Genomic DNA, 17,264 nt, shown 5'->3' with positions numbered 1-17,264 from the left:
TCATGCTGTACGTAGTTTTATTCTTTACATTTTTTTCTTTGTTTCTCTATGTGCTCCTTGGAGGTGCCGATTTTGGTGCCGGTATAGTAGAGCTTTTTTCATCCAGAAATGACCGGAAATTAAACCGGGATACCATCTATAAAGTGATGGGACCGGTATGGGAAGCCAATCACATCTGGCTTATAATTCTCATAGTGATCCTCTGGATTGCATTTCCCGTTTACTTCAATATAATCATTATCTATCTTCATATTCCGCTTACCCTGGTCTTACTGGGGATTACCATGCGCGGTGTGGCATTTATTTTCCGACATTATGATGCTATTGTAGGTGAATCCCAGATCTGGTATAACAGGATGTTCAGGATATCAAGCCTCATCACACCTATTTTCCTGGGGATGTCATTCGGAGCTCTAATTAGTGGAGAGATCGTGATCACAGAGGATTATTCAGATGTTGGCTTTGCGGAGATTTTTATGGCTCCATGGCTGAATATCTTTACATTCCTTACCGGATTGTTCTACGCAGCTTTATGTGCTTTTCTGGCTTCAACCTTATTGATAGGAGAAACTACGGGAGATATAAGGAAGATCTACAGCAGGAAATCTGCCTTCTATACGATCATAGTTGTAGTGACCGGTGGGCTTCTTTTGTTCTATGGGTTTATGAATGAAATGGTCTTTGTTCAGGATTTCCTTGCAAATGCCTATTCTCTTAGTGCAGTAAGCCTGTCTGCATTATTATTGATACCGTTATGGAAGGCTATTAAAGAGCAGCATAGTTTGCTTACCAGGTTTTATGCCGGGCTTCAGATCTTACTGGTATTGTTCGCGGCTGTGCACACGCATTTTCCTAATTTGATCATTACCAGCACCGGGGAAGTAAATATGATGGACGAGACGGCGCCAGATTCTGTAATTAAAGTACTCGGAATTTCCCTAATCATTGGAGGTGGAATCATTTTACCGGGATTATTTCATTTAATGAAATCATTCAATATGATCAGGATCCCTTCACAATCACCTAAAGAAGAAAGTGAATAGTGCTAAAAAACCTATAAAACCAGGCGATGGCTTTGCTATAGTAGCTTTTTTAGTTAATTTCAGTTCGAAATCTAATTAAAACAATGACCATATGAAATCTTCAATTTTAAAAGGACTTTTTTTCAGCACCATCCTGCTTTTTATCGCTTGTGGTGAAAGCACAGATGTAGTTGAATCTGGAACTTATCAGGGAACTATTAAAGAGGTAGAAGCCGATAAGACAGAAATTTATGTTTCTACAGACGATAACAAAACGTTGGAACTTTACTTTACAGAAACTACAAGCCTTACCAGAAATGGGAGCGAGGTTGAATTCTCTGAACTTCAGGAAGGCCAGAAAGTAGAAGTAGAGGTTGAAAAGAATGGAAAAAGACTGGATCCACTTTCAGTGAAAATATTGGAATAGTAATGGATCAATTACCAGATTTTTGGCGGACAGAGGTTTTTCATCCTCTGTCCGTTCATTTTCCGATCGTTTTATTATTAATGGCGACCGTTTTTAAAATGATCGGACTTTGGTCTACCAGGATCACCTGGGATCACGGGGGGAGATTTTTATTGGTTCTGGGAGTAATAGGCGTATGGATCTCCATTTACACTGGTAACCTTGCAGATGGTATTGTTTCCCGTCAATTATGTGATCCCACCGTGCTAAAAGAGCATGAGAATTTTGCCTATACTACGGCCTGGATCTTTACCATTGCCCTTATTATAGAACTTTTGAGCAGGTATATAGATTTGATCAAGACAAGGATTGTGGCAGTAATTCTGGTACTCTTAATGCTTGCCGGTTCTGGTACTTTAGCTTATGTAGGTCATTTAGGTGCAGAACTTGTCTATCAGCAGGCGGCAGGAGTTAATGTTCCTTCAGAAGATTGTTCAGAATTTAATTGATTTAGGTTCAACATTAAAGGCTAAAGTGCATTAATAATACTTTCTAAGCATTTGGAAGTAGCCTTTACCAATAAGTTAAACCTTAAATTAGGGATATTAATGCTGAAAAATTCTATTTTTAATTCAAACTAAATAGAATTTTGACAAAATTTAAGGACAACACGGTTCTAATCACCGGTGGAGCCTCCGGAATTGGTTACCTCATGGCACGGACCTCTATCCAAAAAGGGGCTTCAAATATTATAATTTTAGATATTGATGAATCTGCCCTTAAAAAAACCGAGGCAGATCTTAGCTCTTCTTCCTGTAACGTTCTTACCATCAAAACAGATATTACCAGGGAGGATGAAATAAAAGCTGCGCTATCAAAAATAGCATCAGCAGGGTTAACGGTGGATATCCTTATCAATAATGCCGGCGTAGTGACGGGAAAGAATTTCGCAGATCACAGTTTTCAGGATATAGACAGGAACATGGGAGTAAATGCCATTGCGCCTATGAAGCTAACTTTAGCTTTGCTTCCAGAAATGATAAAGAGGAAGAAGGGGCATATCGTGAATATTTCTTCAGCCGCAAGTATGTTATCCAATCCAAAAATGTCGGTTTACTGTGCAAGCAAATGGGCCATGACCGGATGGTCAGATTCTTTGCGTATCGAGATGGAAAAAGGAAATACCGGTATTAAAGTGCTTACCGTTACGCCTTATTATATAGATACTGGCATGTTTAAGGGAGTAAGATCCCCGGTAGTCCCGATCCTGAAACCTGATAAGGTAGCCGGAAAGATCATAAAAGCGATCGAGAAAAATAAAATTATTCTTAGAACCCCCTGGATAATATATACCTTACCGTTGGTAAAAGGACTTTTGCCTAAGCGAATGCTGGATTTGGTAATAGGCAAACTATTTGGAATATATCATAGCATGGATGAATTTAAAGGAAGGAATAATGACTAATACTGAACTAAATCAACTTCTTAAAAGTCAGAAAATGGCCTTTAGGAAAGCTCCACCTTCTTTTGAAACCAGGATGGCGAGCCTTAAAAAACTTTCAGATATCGTTGAGGAGAATAAGGAAAGGCTGATTGAAGCTGTTTATAAAGATTTCGGACTTCGATCAAAGGAAGAAACTCTTTTTCTCGAGATCTTTCCTTTACAGGATGAGATTCGGCACGCAATGAAGAATCTTAGGAGCTGGACCAAAAGAAGATCTGTTCCTGGATCCTGGTTTTTACTTCCCAGCACAGCCTACTTTCAATTTCAACCATTAGGAGCGGTAGGAATTATGGGCGCCTGGAATTACCAGGTTTTGCTCACATTGAGCCCACTGGTTGATGCGATAGCTGCAGGAAATCATGCTATCCTGAAACCTTCAGAAATCTCACCCGCTTCAGCTGAGGTGATAAAGGAGATCATAAATTCCAGTTTTCCGAAAGAATATATCCATTGCGTAACCGGTGATGCTGAATTGGCAAAAGACTTTTCAGCTCAACCATTTGATCATCTCTTCTTTACCGGTTCAACCCGGATAGGGAAATTGATCATGGCTGCCGCAGCTCCCAACTTAACTCCCGTGACTTTGGAACTTGGAGGGAAATCGCCAGCTATCATTCATAGTTCATATTCTATAAAGCTGGCAGCCAGGCGCATCATGGCTGGTAAACTTTTTAATTGTGGTCAAACCTGTGTGGCCCCAGATTATATCATCCTGCCGAAGGAACTGAATTCAGAATTTGAAATCCAGGCAAAAGCAGCGGTCGGTAATTTTTATCCTGATATATCCAGTAATGAACAATACAGCCAGATCATCAATGCACAGCACTTTGATCGACTTAACACTCTTTTAAAGAATGCCGAAGAGCTGGGTGCCAGGATCGTAGAATTATCTTCTGAAAAGTCATCTGAGGATCAACAGTTAATGACGCCTAAACTTGTTCTTAATGTTACCGAAGAAATGCAGATCATGCAGGAAGAGATCTTCGGACCTATTCTGCCGGTGCTGAATATGGATAGTGTGGAAGCAGCAGTATCTTATATTAACGACCATCCCAAACCACTGGCCCTCTATTATTTTGATGATAAGAAGAAAAGGATCAACTGGGTGTTGAAGCATACCATGTCTGGCGGGGTGCTCATTAACGATACGGTTTATCACCTAGCACAGCATAATCTGCCTTTTGGTGGGGTAGGAGCCAGCGGAATGGGCCACTATCACGGTTATGACGGCTTTAAAACCTTCTCTAAAAAACGCGCGGTGATGCATCAGAAACGATTTGCCGCTTCAGACTTTCTTCACCCACCATTTACAGACGCAAAAAAGAAACTCATTAAATTCATGGGAAGGATAACTAAAGTGTGATCCCCGGTATTAAATTAATTAAGCTAAATTTTCTATTATCTAAGTGAATAAAAATAAGAGTATGTCGCGTAATGAAAAGTTCATCGATGGTTTTAAACATGTAGCATACGTGGGGAAAAATTATACCATTGAAGAGATGAAACAGAGGTCTTTAGAATACTATGACCATATGGATAGCCGCAGATCTGTTAGACATTTTTCAGATAAGGAGATACCTGTAGAGGTTATTGAAAATATCATAAAAACTGCAGGAACCGCTCCGTCTGGAGCGCATAAGCAACCCTGGAAATTCTGTGCTGTTTCAGATCCTGAATTGAAATCTAGGATCAGAGAAGCTGCAGAAAAGGAGGAAATGGAAAATTATAATACTCGCATGAGTGAACGCTGGTTAAAAGACCTGGCTCCTTTAGGTACTGATACTAATAAAGAGTTTCTGGAGATCGCGCCCTGGCTTATAGTGGTTTTTAAGCAAGCTTACGAGATCGATGAATCTGGAGAAAAGCAGAATAATTATTATGTGCATGAATCTGTAGGGATTGCTTGCGGAATGCTAATTTCAGCAATTCATCACGCGGGATTGGTAACTCTTACACATACCCCAAGCCCTATGAACTTTTTAGCAGACTTATTAAAAAGGCCAAAGAATGAACGGGCCTTTCTGCTTTTACCAATTGGGTATGCTGCAGATGATTCATTCGTTCCCGATATTCAAAGAAAATCTTTAGGAGAAATTTGCGAATTCTATAAAAAATAACGCCGGCCCTGTAGGGAAGACCGGCGTTAAAATCATCATGAAAAACTTTGTTCTAGGGCAAAAAGATCTAAACCTTTTTTAATGGGGCGCAAGATATAATTTTAAATAAAAATTGTTTGTAACATTTGTTACACAGGGAGTTATAAAATAATAAATGTCGAAATTAATAATTAAGAGAGATTCTGAATGGGCCAATAAAATGAGGTCTTTCGACCTTTATTTGAACGGCAGAAAATTTGCTGAAATAAAAGACAGGCAACTTTTAACTTATACCATTCCTGAAGGTAAATATCAATTAATTGCCAAAATTGACTGGTGTGGTAGTAAACCCATGAATTTTGAAATAGGAAAGGATGAGGAAAAGCGAATTGAGGTAAAAGGATTTATTTTTTCAAAGTACATCCTGCCAATTGCCCTTTTTACAGGCTTCCTTTACTTTGCGATCTATTTAAAGTTCGACAATAACAGCCTGTTCCTGGCTACGGTCATGATGTTCCTTTTTGGATACATCTTTTATTTTATGAGCTTTGGCCGTAACCAGTATTTAAGGCTGGTAGAAAAATAAATAGTTGCTTTTCTATGAAGGCACTTCTGCTCGCTCATCGATCAGCCCTTCGCTTTTCAGATCCTTCCAGAATTCGCTAGGGATCTTAACATCAAATGCCTTTGCATTTTCTTTTACCTGTTCTGGTTTACTTGCTCCTGCAAGAACGGTATTTACGATCTTAGGGGCGAAAGAAAACTGGATAGAGGCTGTACTCAGGTCTACATCATGTTTTTTCGCGATCTCCTTGATCTTGTTCAATTTCTGAACTTTGTCGTCTGGCATATCGCCAGAATAATTATATCGATCTTTTCCTGAAAGCAAACCGGCATTAAAAGGTGCTGCAGTAATTAATCCTACATCATGTTTTTCTACTACAGGGAGTAATTTGTCCAGTGAATCTTTATGATGTACGATCGAATATTGGATCGCAGAAAGGAAAAGGTCTGGATCTGCATCAGTTTCCTCTAGCGTCTTAATAATTGGTTCAATGGTATTCACTCCAAGTCCCCATCCTTTAATGATGCCTTCCTCTCTCATTTTGGTAAGTTCAGGCATAGCTCCTTTTCTGGCAACTTCAAAATGATCCAGCCAGTCTGTTCCGTCTTCATATTCATCATTATGGTCTGGTGAAAGGTCATGGATAAATACATAATCTATGCTTTCTACTCCCAAACGTTGCAAACTGTCTTCGATAGATCTTCTTACCGCCTCGGCCGAATAATCATATTTATAATCGAATGGAGCCGGCTCATTCCACATGGTTTCGGGGATATTATTCGTAGCCTTTAATACGCGACCTACTTTAGTGGAAAGTATATAATCTTCTCTTTTTTTATTATGTAAAAAATGGCCAAAACGCCTTTCACTTAAACCCAATCCATACCAGGGAGAAGTATCATAATATCTTATCCCTGCTTCCCAGGCTGCTTCCAGCGTCTGCTCTGCTTCCTTATCTGTTAATACTTTAAAGCCGTTCCCAATGGCAACACCGCCAAGGCCTATTTTTTCTTTTAAAACTTCTTTACTCATAACTTCTTTTTTTTGGTAGTTTAAATTTAGTAAGAATTGGAGGGGATAGGATTCCATTTAACGCATTCTAACATATAAGGTTTTCGGGTGTTAATCCTTTTGTAAATAACTGTAACAAAAGTTACTTCCTTAAGCTTCCTATATTTATATTTTTGTGCCAGAATTAAAAGATGAAAAAGTATATAGACATAATTCAGAATTCCTTTACGGGGTATTTCAATTACCTGGTGAATGAAATAACACATCCAACCTGGAATAGTTATTTCTACTGGTTAATTGGTCTGTCGCTTTTAGTATGGTCTTTAGAGATCTTGATTCCATGGAGAAAAGATCAGAAGGTCTTCAGAAAAGGATTCTGGCTGGACAGCTTTTATATACTTTTTAATTTTTTTCTGTTTTCGCTTATAGGATATAATGCCTTGAGCAATGTGGGTGTGGAACTGTTCAATGATTTTCTTGGCCTTTTCGGTATAGAGAACATTGTAGCGATAGAATTAGGAAATCTACCTGCATGGAGCCAGTTGGTCATAATGTTTGTGATCGCCGATTTTATTCAATGGAATGTGCACCGGCAATTACATAGAAGGCCATGGCTTTGGGAATTCCATAAGATCCACCATAGCGTTAAGGAAATGGGTTTTGCCGCACAGTTCAGGTTTCATTTCATGGAAACCATAATATATAAAACAGTGCAGTATGTTCCCCTGGCTATGATTGGCTTCGGAATTAAGGAGTTCTTCGTGGTGCATATGTTCGCCGTGTTCATAGGACACCTTAACCATGCGAACCTTGGTTGGAACTATGGCCCTTTGGGATATATTTTCAACAATCCGAAGATGCACATATGGCATCACTCCAGGGAATTGCCCGTAGAAAGGCCTTATGGGATGAATTTTGGACTAAGCCTGAGTATCTGGGATTACCTATTCGGAACAGCCTATATACCTAAAAGCGGAAAGAAGATAGAACTTGGTTTCAGTGGAGATGAAAATTTTCCGAAAGATTTCGGACATCAGACCCTGTTTCCATTTCAAAGAAATAAAGTAAATACCAAACATTAATAAAAATCGATTAAAATGACCATAAAACAATTTAAAGACGATCCTTTAGCGCATTATTCTTACGCTATTGTGAGCAATGGAGAAATGGCTCTTGTAGACCCTTCCAGGAATCCAATGGAATATTACAGGTATGCAGAAGAGCAGAATGCTAAAATTGTAGCGGTATTTGAAACTCATCCTCACGCCGATTTTGTGAGTAGCCATATGCAAATTCATGAGCAAACCGGTGCGACAATTTACGCAAGCGAATTGCTGGGAGCAGATTATCCGCATAAAACTTTTGATGATGGCGATACGCTTAAGATGGGAGATACCACCTTTAGTGCGATTAATACGCCTGGACACTCTCCAGATAGTATCACTGTAGTAGCCAAGGAAGGCGATAAGACAGCTCTTTTCACTGGCGATACTCTATTCATAGGCAATGTTGGAAGACCAGACCTTAGAGAGAAAGCAGGTAATATGAAAGCGAAGCGAGTGGATCTTGCCAAGCAAATGTATAACACCATAAAGAATAAGTTCACCGATCTTCCTGATGATGCGCTGGTATACCCGGCACACGGAGCAGGCTCTTTATGCGGAAAGAACATGAGCGACGCTTCTTCCAGTACTTTGGGAAATGAGCGCCAGGGGAATTGGGCTTTTAAGGAGCAGACCGAAGATGAATTCGTAGAAGAGATACTGAAGGATCAGCCATTTATTCCGCATTATTTCGGCTTCAATGTAGATGTGAATAAAACGGGACCTGAGAATGTTCAGCGCACCAAATGGGCTAATAAGCTGAAATTGTATGTAGATGAAGTTGAGACTGGGATTACCGTTGTGGATACAAGAAGTGGGGAAGCTTTTAAAGATGGTCACTTGCACGGAAGTATCAATATCATGGCGCGTTCAGAAAAGGATAAATATGAGACCTGGCTGGGAGCGATCATTCAGCCTGAAGAAGAATTCTACCTGGTGATAGAGAGTATAGACAATCTTGAAGATTTGCTGGAAAGAACAGCCAAGATCGGCTATGAAAAACAGGTGAAAGCAGTGATCACTTTAAGTGATAAGGTTTCTGAAAAATCAGATCAGCTGGATATTGAAGGTTTTAAGAACAATAAGGAAAACTACACCATTGTTGATATTAGGAATAACAGCGAGGTAGCTGAAGGAAAGATCTTTGACGATGCGATCGCGGTTCCCCTTAATGAATTAAGAGAGAATGCAATTGAGATTCCATCGCATAAGCCGGTGGTGGTTCATTGTGCGGGTGGTTACAGGTCTGCGGCCGGTAGTAGCATCCTCGATGCAAAATTTGAAAACACTAAGGTCTACGATCTTAGCGATGCGATAAATGATTTTAAATAATTAAGTCGACATCCAATTACTTTTAACATTGACCCGGGATAACCTCCCGGGTTTTTTATTTATTATTCAAAACCTTTTAGCCGTAATTGAGATTTCGTCATGCAGTCCCGAGGCATCGGGAGTTTCAGAATCTCAGAAAAAGAGAAGTTGAAAAGGACGCAGTTCACCCCCTGTACCCCACATTTCTGAAAAATTCTAATCAGAAGCTTACTTTATACCATCGAGATAGACAAAATATCATAATATTTCGCAATATTTTGAGATTTCTTCAACACTTCAAGACCCTTAATTTTTCTATATTTACGCTCCAAGGTCAAAAAATAACAATACATAAACCTCTTTATGGATAAGAATTACAAGGTTAAGGTGAACGATTCTATGGAATTTGATTTTTCCGAAGAAGAGATCAGAGCACTGGATACCCAAAAAACTTCAGATAGAAATTATCATCTTTTAAGAGATAACCGCTCCTTCACAGCAGAGATCTTCAAACCAGATTTTTTAAACAGGACTTACGAGATAAAGATCAATTCAAATATCTATACAGTAAAGATCAATAATGATCTGGACCAGTTGATAGACGAAATGGGTCTTTCTTTAGGAAGCTCACAACAGGTGAATGATATCAAGGCTCCAATGCCGGGTCTTATCCTGGAAGTGAACGTTAAAGAAGGCGATGAGGTGAAAGAAGGTGATTACCTGCTGGTACTAGAGGCAATGAAAATGGAAAATACTTTAACGGCTCCAAGAGACGGAGTAGTGAAATCTGTTACCGTGAGTAAAAAAGATACGGTAGAGAAGAACCAGTTATTGATAGAAATGGAGTAATCCAGTTTAGGTTTTAGAATTACGAATTCAGAATAAGTCAGAATGAAGAAAATATTAGTAGCCAATAGGGGAGAGATCGCACTTAGGGTAATGAAGACCATAAAACGTATGGGAATCGATACCGTAGCGGTTTATTCTACTGCAGACAGGAATGCACCCCATGTGAAATTTGCAGATGAAGCTGTTTGCATTGGAGAAGCTCCATCCAGCGAATCTTACCTGAAAGGCGATAAGATTATAGAAGTAGCTAAAAAACTAAATGTTGATGGAATTCACCCGGGATATGGTTTCTTAAGTGAAAATGCCAACTTTGCGGAATCGGTTGAGAAGAATGGTATTACCTGGATTGGTCCGGGATCAAAGGCCATTAAGATCATGGGAAGTAAACTCGCGGCGAAAGATGCGGTGAAGAAATATGATATCCCTATGGTTCCCGGGATCGATGAAGCGATCACCGATACCGAAAAAGCAAAAAAAATAGCAAAAGACATTGGTTTTCCTATCCTTATCAAAGCTTCTGCCGGTGGTGGAGGAAAGGGAATGCGTATCGTGGAAAGGGAAAAAGACCTGGAAGACCAGATGAAACGTGCAATCTCAGAGGCAGAATCTGCCTTCGGTGATGGTTCCGTTTTTATTGAGAAATATGTGTCTTCACCAAGGCATATAGAAATCCAGGTGCTGGCAGATACTCATGGTAATTACCTCCATTTATTCGAAAGGGAATGCAGTATACAACGTAGGCACCAGAAGGTAGTTGAAGAAGCCCCTTCTGTAGTTCTTGATGATGCTTTAAGAAAAGAGATGGGTAAAGCCGCTGTAAAAGTTGCCAAAGCCTGCGATTATGTAGGAGCTGGAACAGTTGAATTCCTTTTTGATGAAAACAGGAACTTCTATTTCCTGGAGATGAACACCAGGCTTCAGGTAGAGCATCCGGTAACAGAATATATTACAGGGGTAGACCTTGTAGAGCAACAGATCTTGGTTGCCCGAGGTGAAAAAATTCAGTTTTCCCAGGATGATCTCAAAATTAAAGGTCATGCGATGGAACTAAGGGTATATGCTGAAGATCCGCTGGAAGATTTCATGCCAAGTACGGGAACTTTAGAAAAATATCAGGTTCCTGTAGGAGAAGGGATCAGGCTCGATAACGGGTTCGAAGAGGGAATGGAAGTTCCTATTTATTATGACCCTATGCTGGCCAAGCTTATAACCTACGGTAAGACCAGGGAAGAAGCTATCCAGATGATGATAAAGGCTATAGATCACTATATCGTAGAAGGAGTAAGTACTACTTTGCCTTTCGGAAAATTCGTATTTCAGCATGAAGCTTTTAGAAGCGGAAATTTCGATACGCACTTTGTCAAAAAATATTATTCTCCGGAAGCTTTGAAAGAAGAGACCGAAGAAGAAGCCAAACTTGCGGCATTAATGGCACTGAAGCAATATTTATCCGATAAGGAGCAATTAAGATTACCACACAACTAAAATTCAGAATTCAGAGATGAGTCAGAACCTCGATAAATTAAAAGATAAGATCGCTGAAGCCCATAAGGGTGGAGGTGATAAAAGAATTGCCAAACAACACGAAAAGAAAAAGTTGACCGCTCGTGAGCGGGTGAATTACCTTTTAGATGAGAATTCTTTTGAAGAAATAGGAATTTTAGTAACCCATCGTACTACCGATTTCGGAATGGATAAACAAAAGTTCTATGGTGACGGAGTAGTTACCGGGTATGGAACAATTCATGGCCGCCTGGTTTATGTCTTTGCTCAGGATTTTACTGTTTTTGGTGGTTCCCTATCGGAAACCCATGCCGAAAAGATCTGTAAGATCATGGATATGGCTGTTAAGGTTGGAGCGCCCATCATAGGATTAAATGATTCAGGTGGTGCTCGAATCCAGGAAGGGGTGAAGTCCCTGGGTGGTTATGCCGATATTTTTCACCGTAATGTGAAGGCTTCGGGAGTGGTTCCGCAGATATCAGCGATCATGGGACCTTGTGCTGGTGGAGCGGTATATTCTCCAGCGATGACCGATTTTACCCTGATGGTAGAGGATACGTCTTATATGTTCGTAACCGGACCAAACGTGGTGAAAACTGTCACCAATGAAGAGGTTACTTCAGAGGAACTTGGGGGTGCAAGCACGCATTCTACAAAATCTGGAGTTACCCACGTTACCGCTGCCAATGATATCATCTGCCTTGAGAATATCAAGCAGTTGATTAGTTATATGCCGCAGAATAATAAGAAAGCTCCAGAAAAACTTGAATTTGAACTTGGAGATGAACATCGTGAAGTTCTCGAAAATATAGTTCCCGATAGTTCCAATAAGCCTTATGACATGCATGAGGTCATTAAAGGAATTATCGATGATGATTCATTTTTTGAGATACATAAGGATTATGCTGATAATATTATCGTTGGTTTTTCAAGAATAGGAGGCAGGAGTGTTGGTGTGATTGCCAACCAGCCAATGAGTCTGGCTGGAGTATTAGATGTTGATTCTTCTAAAAAGGCTGCCAGATTTACCAGATTCTGTGACTGCTTTAATATTCCACTTTTGGTGTTGGTAGATGTGCCTGGATTTTTACCGGGAACCGACCAGGAATGGAACGGGATCATTTTACACGGCGCTAAGCTGCTTTATGCGTTAAGCGAAGCCACAGTGCCAAAAGTTACCGTTATTACGAGAAAGGCCTACGGCGGGGCTTATGATGTTATGAATTCGAAACATATTGGGGCAGACTTCAACTTTGCGTGGCCAACTGCAGAGATCGCGGTAATGGGAGCGAAGGGAGCATCTGAGATTATTTTTAGAAAAGAAATTGCAGAAGCTGAAGATCCTGAAAAGAAACTGGCCGAAAAAGAAGCGGAATATGCAGAGAAGTTTGCGACTCCTTTTGAGGCCGCACAGCGTGGCTTTATCGATGAGGTTATCATGCCAAAGGATACCCGCAGAAAACTTATCAAAGCTTTCAGTGCTTTAGAAACAAAATCTGTACTAAGACCGAATAGGAAACATGGGAATATTCCATTATAAATTAAAAGGCCGAAAGATATTTCGGCCTTTTGATTTATTCCCGGATCGCCCAGAATAAGATCAGGACGTGACATTTAAATTTGTAAGGTTTAATAATAGCTTATGAAATTCAATAAAATAGTCTGTGTAGACCAAACTAAATTAAACAAGCAAGCGATCTCTGAATTACAAAATTTTAGTAAGGAAGAGGTTGAGGTGAATACAGATTATCCTGATAATAAAGATGAGGTCGTTAAAAGAATTGGAAATGCCGAAGCCGTGATTGTTTCCTGGCATACCCAATTAAATGAGAAGATCATCGAGGCTTGTCCTAATATTAAATATATAGGAATGGCTTGCAGTCTTTTCGATGATGAATCTGCGAACGTAGCGGTGAAATTTGCCCGTGAAAGGGGAATTACGGTTACGGGGATCAAAGACTACGGGGATCCGGGAGTGGCAGAATTCATAATTTCTGAACTTATTCAGTTATTGAATGGATATAGTGGAAATCAATGGAAAGAATTACCCCAGGAATTAACCGATCTCAAAATAGGAATAATCGGTTTTGGAGTGACAGGTCAATTACTGGCAGAGTGCCTGATTCCGTTTAAGGCAGATCTTTATTACTACAGCCGAAGCAAGAAAGATGGTTGGAGTGATCGTGGGGTGAAGTATCTCGAGCTTGAGGAGCTGCTGAAAACATGTGAAGTAATTTCAATTCATCTTCCAAAGAATACAGAATTGTTGCAAGCTTCAGAATTTAGGACTCTAGGAAATAAAAAGATTTTCATTAATACATCTCTGGGCTTGCCTTTCGATGAAAAAGCTTTTCAAAACTGGATCGTTAATAAAGAGAATTTCGCGATCTTTGATGGAGACGCTAAAAGTGATCTTTCTTCTGAAACTTTAGATCATGATAATGTCATTGCCCACGATACCAGCGCTGGTTGGTCTGCCCAAACCCTGGAAAGGCTCTCCAATAAAGTACTGGAAAACCTCAGGGAATACTGCCAGAAGAATTAGTTTGTAACTATTGTTACTGATTTCCGACTCTTGTTATTGTTTATTTGCAACTGAAAAAAAAGTTATGGAATTTATTTTACAACCATGGCCCTGGTATGTGGCCGGGCCGCTAATAGCATTGATCATGTTCCTCCTTATATTCATGGGGAAACAATTCGGGATGTCTTCGAATTTAAGAACACTTTGTACCATGTGTGGTGCAGACAGGAAAGCGAGTTTTTTCGACTTTAACTGGCGAGCGCAAAAATGGAACCTTACCGTTATTATTGGTGCTGCCATTGGCGGTTTTATCGCCTTGAATTTTTTAACGGCCGATGCTGCTGTTGATATCAACACTGAAACGGTTTCAACTTTACAAGGACTTGGATTTGAAAGTGCTGGAGGCGCTTATCTGCCAGATGAATTGTATAGTATAGAAGCTCTAACCAATTGGAAATCGCTAAGTATTCTAATAGTTGGCGGTTTGCTGATAGGTTTTGGAGCAAGATGGGCCGGAGGTTGTACTTCCGGGCACGCTATCTCTGGATTAAGTAATCTTCAATTACCTTCCCTTATTGCTGTGGTTGGGTTCTTCATCGGTGGATTGATAATGGTTCATTTATTATTCCCTTTAATATTTTAGAAAATGAGAGTAGTAGCATATTTATTTATAGGTATATTTTTCGGAATCGTAATGTTTAAGTCTGAAGCCGCTTCGTGGTTCAGGATCTATGAAATGTTCCAGTTCCAGGCTTTCCATATGTATGGCATTATAGGTTCAGCTCTTGTACTTGGAGTACTTGGAATACAATGGATTAAAAAGACAAAGGCGAAAGATTTTAACGGGGAAGAGATCCAGTTTATTCCAAAAAATAAAAGCTTTAGCCGTTACATGTTCGGGGGTATTATCTTCGGACTGGGATGGGCACTTGCGGGAGCTTGCCCGGGACCAATTTACACTTTGATAGGTGCTGGATATGTTTCTGTTATTGTGGTCTTTCTGGCGGCAATTCTCGGAACATTTATTTATGGAATCGTGAGGGATAAATTACCACACTAAAAGTTTAGGATTTAAAAAATAAAATAGGCTTAGAAAAATTTAATTTTTCTAAGCCTATTTCTTTTTAACGGCCTTTTCTAATTTACCTTTTCAGCTTTTAAATAAAGTTCAGTAGCCTGAATTTTATCTATCAAGTCCTTTCCTTTATCAGCGGCAGCTTTCCATTTTTCAGAATCATGGATCTTATCATAGGTAGCTGAATCTGGCCAGACACCCTCCATAAAGTATTTATACTCATCATTATTATCAGTGATTTTATATAAATGATAGCCCGCGCCGGGATAACCTTCTTCTGCAATAGCCATATTCATTTCCTTTAGAAAATCATTCAGCTTCTTTTCTGTAACCCCTTCAGGAAGATCGAACAAATGCAGACTCTTTTTTCCAGCAATGTTGCCCGGGTTCTTCAATTCTATTTGAATGACCTCGAAAGGATTATCACCCACATTTTTAGGTTGATGTTTGGCTTCTTCTGTCCACATGATATCACCCTTTTTCATATTCATGTCCATGGACTCTCCGTTTTCGGTTTTCATTTTCCCCTTAGTTTCAGACATGAAGACAACCACTCCCTCAGGATGACTATGCATTTTGGACTCTTCACCAGGATCGTAATTTATTCGTAGTACCCGAACCTTATCATTATCTACCACAACTTTATAATGTTCAGGGTCTACTTTCGCCGCATCCTGGGCAAAAAGGTTCAGTAATGGGATTAAGATGAAAATTATTCCCAGCCCTGATTTCAATTTATTATATGTTCTCATTTTTTAATGTTGATTAGTTGATCTTATAAATCTCTTCCTTAATGTTTTGCAGGAGAAGTCAAGGATTGCTAAAGTTTTTCAAAGGTTCGCTAACTGGTTTAAAATCGAGACCAAGCTCTTTTTTAGCCAGTTCATTACTGTAAACGGTACGTGCCTCTGCATCTGGATCCTCATGATTAAGCATTCTTGAAATATCAGAAATCTTCCAGCTTTCACTAGTCAGGAAATAATTCTTAGCATGTAAACCTTTTTTCGTGGCAGCCCTGTATACGCCCTCGGCAACGTCTTTTACGTCTACCAGGGCGAATTCCACATCCTCTTCAAAAAGATGTTGCATGAACGGATCTGTAGGAGCTTTAGCTTTTATAAGCTGTTGTAGACCTACTGAAGTGGAATCTTCTCTTTTAGACAAGGCTCTGCCAATAACCGTAACCGGAGAGACAGTAACTATTTCAGTCTTTAGGTCGGGATTATTTTTAATAAACTTGCGCACAGTTTGATCTGCATAGTACTTAGCCTGAGCGTAAGGAATATTAGCTTCGTCAAGGAAGGGTTCATCCTCTTCAGTATATAAATGATCTGTATCCCGGCCTTCCACCGGGAATGGGAATGAAGTGTTGAAAGCGGCAACAGAGGCGACAAAAACAAGTTTTTCAAGATCATTGTTTTCAGTTACTATCTTGAGAAAGTTCTCGGTTCCATTAATGGTTGGCTGAAAGAGATCTTTTTTGGGATCTTCTACGCCTAATTTAAAAGGAGTACCACAATGAATAATGATGTCGCAATCCCTGGAAAAGCTTCTTAATGATTCCATATCCTGCACATCAAGATCTTTGATAGAGAGCCGGTCCTCATTGCCAAGATCAAAGAGGTGTTCATATTTGTTGCTTTTAGAAATATTGGTAACAGATATTTTAACCTTATGACCCTCATCAAGAAACCTTTTAGTAATATGACTCCCAATAAACCCTGCCCCTCCTGTAATTCCTATATGTTTCATGCTATATATTTTACTGTTCAGCACCCTGGATAGAATCCTGCTTTGCTTTTGAAGCTTCCATTTCTTCCATGGCAGACATAAAAATGCCATTATCCCAGTAGCCATGTTCCTCTACAATTTTACCATTAACGAACCTTGCGGTCAAATGAATAGGTATAGTTACTTCTTTGCTGTTTTCAGCGATAGTGCCTTTCCAGGTGCCCCAGTAATTGACCCAGGTGTTATTATCATCTGTTAACACCATTTCATATTCATCATCGTCATCTACAAAGCCATATGCAGATAATGAGCCTGTATTTTCTTTATGTATATCCACTTGTTGTTTAGAACTTAAACTTTCCTCACTGTTATGATAGATCTTAGCCGTGTCTGCATAATGTGTTGTATAAGAATCCCAGTTGGCATCTTCATAATCCTTGATTGCTGCCTTTAAAGTGTTGATTTCTTTTGAATCCTGGGTGTATCTAACTTCCTCTTTTTTCCCATCATTACAGGACAAAGTGATCCCTGCTATGAGGAAAATTATAAATAACTTTTTCATGA

At 39.6% G+C, this 17,264-nt stretch carries 19 protein-coding genes; 15 read left to right on the top strand and 4 right to left on the bottom strand.

Annotated elements, in window-relative coordinates; translation table 11 throughout:
- Window positions 1-2 precede the first annotated feature (2 nt).
- The 7 genes from G3I01_RS15855 to G3I01_RS15825 all read left to right on the top strand — a co-directional run bounded on the left by G3I01_RS15855 (window position 3) and on the right by G3I01_RS15825 (window position 5,614).
- On the top strand, window positions 3-1,043 hold the full coding sequence (locus tag G3I01_RS15855; protein WP_219549480.1) for a cytochrome d ubiquinol oxidase subunit II: 1,041 nt from the start codon (window positions 3-5) through the stop codon (window positions 1,041-1,043).
- A gap of 91 nt (window positions 1,044-1,134) precedes the next feature.
- Entirely contained in the window at window positions 1,135-1,449 is a 315-nt protein-coding gene (locus tag G3I01_RS15850; RefSeq protein WP_219549478.1) for a hypothetical protein, read from the top strand.
- Window positions 1,450-1,451: 2 nt separating this feature from the next.
- A complete protein-coding gene (locus G3I01_RS15845) occupies window positions 1,452-1,937 on the top strand; it encodes a DUF2231 domain-containing protein (RefSeq protein WP_219549476.1) in 486 nt (161 codons plus the stop codon).
- Window positions 1,938-2,077: 140 nt separating this feature from the next.
- Entirely contained in the window at window positions 2,078-2,893 is an 816-nt protein-coding gene (locus G3I01_RS15840) for an SDR family oxidoreductase (RefSeq protein ID WP_219549474.1), read from the top strand.
- A gap of 34 nt (window positions 2,894-2,927) precedes the next feature.
- A complete protein-coding gene (locus G3I01_RS15835) occupies window positions 2,928-4,295 on the top strand; it encodes a coniferyl aldehyde dehydrogenase (RefSeq protein WP_219549472.1) in 1,368 nt (455 codons plus the stop codon).
- A gap of 61 nt (window positions 4,296-4,356) precedes the next feature.
- On the top strand, window positions 4,357-5,049 hold the full coding sequence (locus G3I01_RS15830; protein ID WP_219549470.1) for a nitroreductase family protein: 693 nt from the start codon (window positions 4,357-4,359) through the stop codon (window positions 5,047-5,049).
- A 154-nt stretch (window positions 5,050-5,203) separates the two neighbouring features.
- The gene (locus tag G3I01_RS15825) at window positions 5,204-5,614 is read left to right on the top strand and encodes a hypothetical protein (RefSeq protein WP_219549468.1); all 411 of its coding nucleotides are present in this window, start codon (window positions 5,204-5,206) and stop codon (window positions 5,612-5,614) included.
- A gap of 12 nt (window positions 5,615-5,626) precedes the next feature.
- Here G3I01_RS15825 and G3I01_RS15820 read toward each other — a convergent pair whose 3' ends face one another.
- The gene (locus G3I01_RS15820) at window positions 5,627-6,625 is read right to left on the bottom strand and encodes an aldo/keto reductase (protein WP_257710650.1); all 999 of its coding nucleotides are present in this window, start codon (window positions 6,623-6,625) and stop codon (window positions 5,627-5,629) included.
- Window positions 6,626-6,795: 170 nt separating this feature from the next.
- Between G3I01_RS15820 and G3I01_RS15815 the strand changes: the two genes are divergently transcribed.
- The 8 genes from G3I01_RS15815 (at window position 6,796) to G3I01_RS15780 (ending at window position 14,954) form a co-directional block, all read left to right on the top strand.
- On the top strand, window positions 6,796-7,686 hold the full coding sequence (locus G3I01_RS15815; protein WP_219549464.1) for a sterol desaturase family protein: 891 nt from the start codon (window positions 6,796-6,798) through the stop codon (window positions 7,684-7,686).
- A gap of 15 nt (window positions 7,687-7,701) precedes the next feature.
- Window positions 7,702-9,039, top strand: coding sequence for an MBL fold metallo-hydrolase (locus tag G3I01_RS15810; RefSeq protein WP_219549462.1), 1,338 nt, complete (start codon window positions 7,702-7,704; stop codon window positions 9,037-9,039).
- Between the two features lie 342 nt (window positions 9,040-9,381).
- Entirely contained in the window at window positions 9,382-9,867 is a 486-nt protein-coding gene (locus G3I01_RS15805; RefSeq protein ID WP_219549460.1) for an acetyl-CoA carboxylase biotin carboxyl carrier protein subunit, read from the top strand.
- A gap of 42 nt (window positions 9,868-9,909) precedes the next feature.
- Entirely contained in the window at window positions 9,910-11,352 is a 1,443-nt protein-coding gene (gene accC, locus G3I01_RS15800) for an acetyl-CoA carboxylase biotin carboxylase subunit (protein WP_219549458.1), read from the top strand.
- Between the two features lie 16 nt (window positions 11,353-11,368).
- The gene (locus G3I01_RS15795; protein ID WP_219549456.1) at window positions 11,369-12,910 is read left to right on the top strand and encodes an acyl-CoA carboxylase subunit beta; all 1,542 of its coding nucleotides are present in this window, start codon (window positions 11,369-11,371) and stop codon (window positions 12,908-12,910) included.
- 102 nt (window positions 12,911-13,012) lie between these two features.
- Entirely contained in the window at window positions 13,013-13,915 is a 903-nt protein-coding gene (locus tag G3I01_RS15790; RefSeq protein WP_219549454.1) for an NAD(P)-dependent oxidoreductase, read from the top strand.
- A 64-nt stretch (window positions 13,916-13,979) separates the two neighbouring features.
- The gene (locus G3I01_RS15785; protein ID WP_219549452.1) at window positions 13,980-14,537 is read left to right on the top strand and encodes a YeeE/YedE thiosulfate transporter family protein; all 558 of its coding nucleotides are present in this window, start codon (window positions 13,980-13,982) and stop codon (window positions 14,535-14,537) included.
- 3 nt (window positions 14,538-14,540) lie between these two features.
- Window positions 14,541-14,954: a DUF6691 family protein gene (locus G3I01_RS15780; protein ID WP_219549450.1), complete on the top strand. Its 414-nt coding sequence runs from the start codon at window positions 14,541-14,543 to the stop codon at window positions 14,952-14,954.
- A 77-nt stretch (window positions 14,955-15,031) separates the two neighbouring features.
- On the opposite strand, the gene G3I01_RS15775 is transcribed toward G3I01_RS15780, so the two are convergent.
- From G3I01_RS15775 to G3I01_RS15765, 3 genes are read right to left on the bottom strand one after another with little or no spacing between them, the layout of a single operon-like run.
- The gene (locus G3I01_RS15775; protein ID WP_219549448.1) at window positions 15,032-15,721 is read right to left on the bottom strand and encodes a hypothetical protein; all 690 of its coding nucleotides are present in this window, start codon (window positions 15,719-15,721) and stop codon (window positions 15,032-15,034) included.
- Window positions 15,722-15,779: 58 nt separating this feature from the next.
- Entirely contained in the window at window positions 15,780-16,721 is a 942-nt protein-coding gene (locus G3I01_RS15770) for an NAD-dependent epimerase/dehydratase family protein (RefSeq protein ID WP_219549446.1), read from the bottom strand.
- A gap of 10 nt (window positions 16,722-16,731) precedes the next feature.
- Complete coding sequence (locus tag G3I01_RS15765) at window positions 16,732-17,262, bottom strand: nuclear transport factor 2 family protein (RefSeq protein WP_219549444.1); 531 nt, start codon at window positions 17,260-17,262, stop codon at window positions 16,732-16,734.
- Window positions 17,263-17,264 lie beyond the last annotated feature (2 nt).

It is taken from the genome of Gramella sp. MT6, assembly GCF_019357415.1.
Taxonomy (GTDB): Bacteria; Bacteroidota; Bacteroidia; order Flavobacteriales; family Flavobacteriaceae; genus Christiangramia.
This window is presented reverse-complemented; position numbering and strand designations above follow the sequence as displayed.

Coding starts and splice junctions, on each gene's coding strand:
- G3I01_RS15815 (WP_219549464.1), top strand. CDS start 6,796: ATGAAAAAGTATATAGACATAATTCAGAATTCCTTTACGGGGTATTTC.
- G3I01_RS15770 (WP_219549446.1), bottom strand. CDS start 16,721: ATGAAACATATAGGAATTACAGGAGGGGCAGGGTTTATTGGGAGTCAT.
- G3I01_RS15810 (WP_219549462.1), top strand. CDS start 7,702: ATGACCATAAAACAATTTAAAGACGATCCTTTAGCGCATTATTCTTAC.
- G3I01_RS15785 (WP_219549452.1), top strand. CDS start 13,980: ATGGAATTTATTTTACAACCATGGCCCTGGTATGTGGCCGGGCCGCTA.
- G3I01_RS15845 (WP_219549476.1), top strand. CDS start 1,452: ATGGATCAATTACCAGATTTTTGGCGGACAGAGGTTTTTCATCCTCTG.
- G3I01_RS15775 (WP_219549448.1), bottom strand. CDS start 15,721: ATGAGAACATATAATAAATTGAAATCAGGGCTGGGAATAATTTTCATC.
- G3I01_RS15795 (WP_219549456.1), top strand. CDS start 11,369: ATGAGTCAGAACCTCGATAAATTAAAAGATAAGATCGCTGAAGCCCAT.
- G3I01_RS15850 (WP_219549478.1), top strand. CDS start 1,135: ATGAAATCTTCAATTTTAAAAGGACTTTTTTTCAGCACCATCCTGCTT.
- G3I01_RS15805 (WP_219549460.1), top strand. CDS start 9,382: ATGGATAAGAATTACAAGGTTAAGGTGAACGATTCTATGGAATTTGAT.
- G3I01_RS15765 (WP_219549444.1), bottom strand. CDS start 17,262: ATGAAAAAGTTATTTATAATTTTCCTCATAGCAGGGATCACTTTGTCC.
- G3I01_RS15780 (WP_219549450.1), top strand. CDS start 14,541: ATGAGAGTAGTAGCATATTTATTTATAGGTATATTTTTCGGAATCGTA.
- G3I01_RS15790 (WP_219549454.1), top strand. CDS start 13,013: ATGAAATTCAATAAAATAGTCTGTGTAGACCAAACTAAATTAAACAAG.
- G3I01_RS15855 (WP_219549480.1), top strand. CDS start 3: ATGCTGTACGTAGTTTTATTCTTTACATTTTTTTCTTTGTTTCTCTAT.
- G3I01_RS15830 (WP_219549470.1), top strand. CDS start 4,357: ATGTCGCGTAATGAAAAGTTCATCGATGGTTTTAAACATGTAGCATAC.
- accC (WP_219549458.1), top strand. CDS start 9,910: ATGAAGAAAATATTAGTAGCCAATAGGGGAGAGATCGCACTTAGGGTA.
- G3I01_RS15835 (WP_219549472.1), top strand. CDS start 2,928: ATGGCCTTTAGGAAAGCTCCACCTTCTTTTGAAACCAGGATGGCGAGC.
- G3I01_RS15825 (WP_219549468.1), top strand. CDS start 5,204: ATGTCGAAATTAATAATTAAGAGAGATTCTGAATGGGCCAATAAAATG.
- G3I01_RS15820 (WP_257710650.1), bottom strand. CDS start 6,625: ATGAGTAAAGAAGTTTTAAAAGAAAAAATAGGCCTTGGCGGTGTTGCC.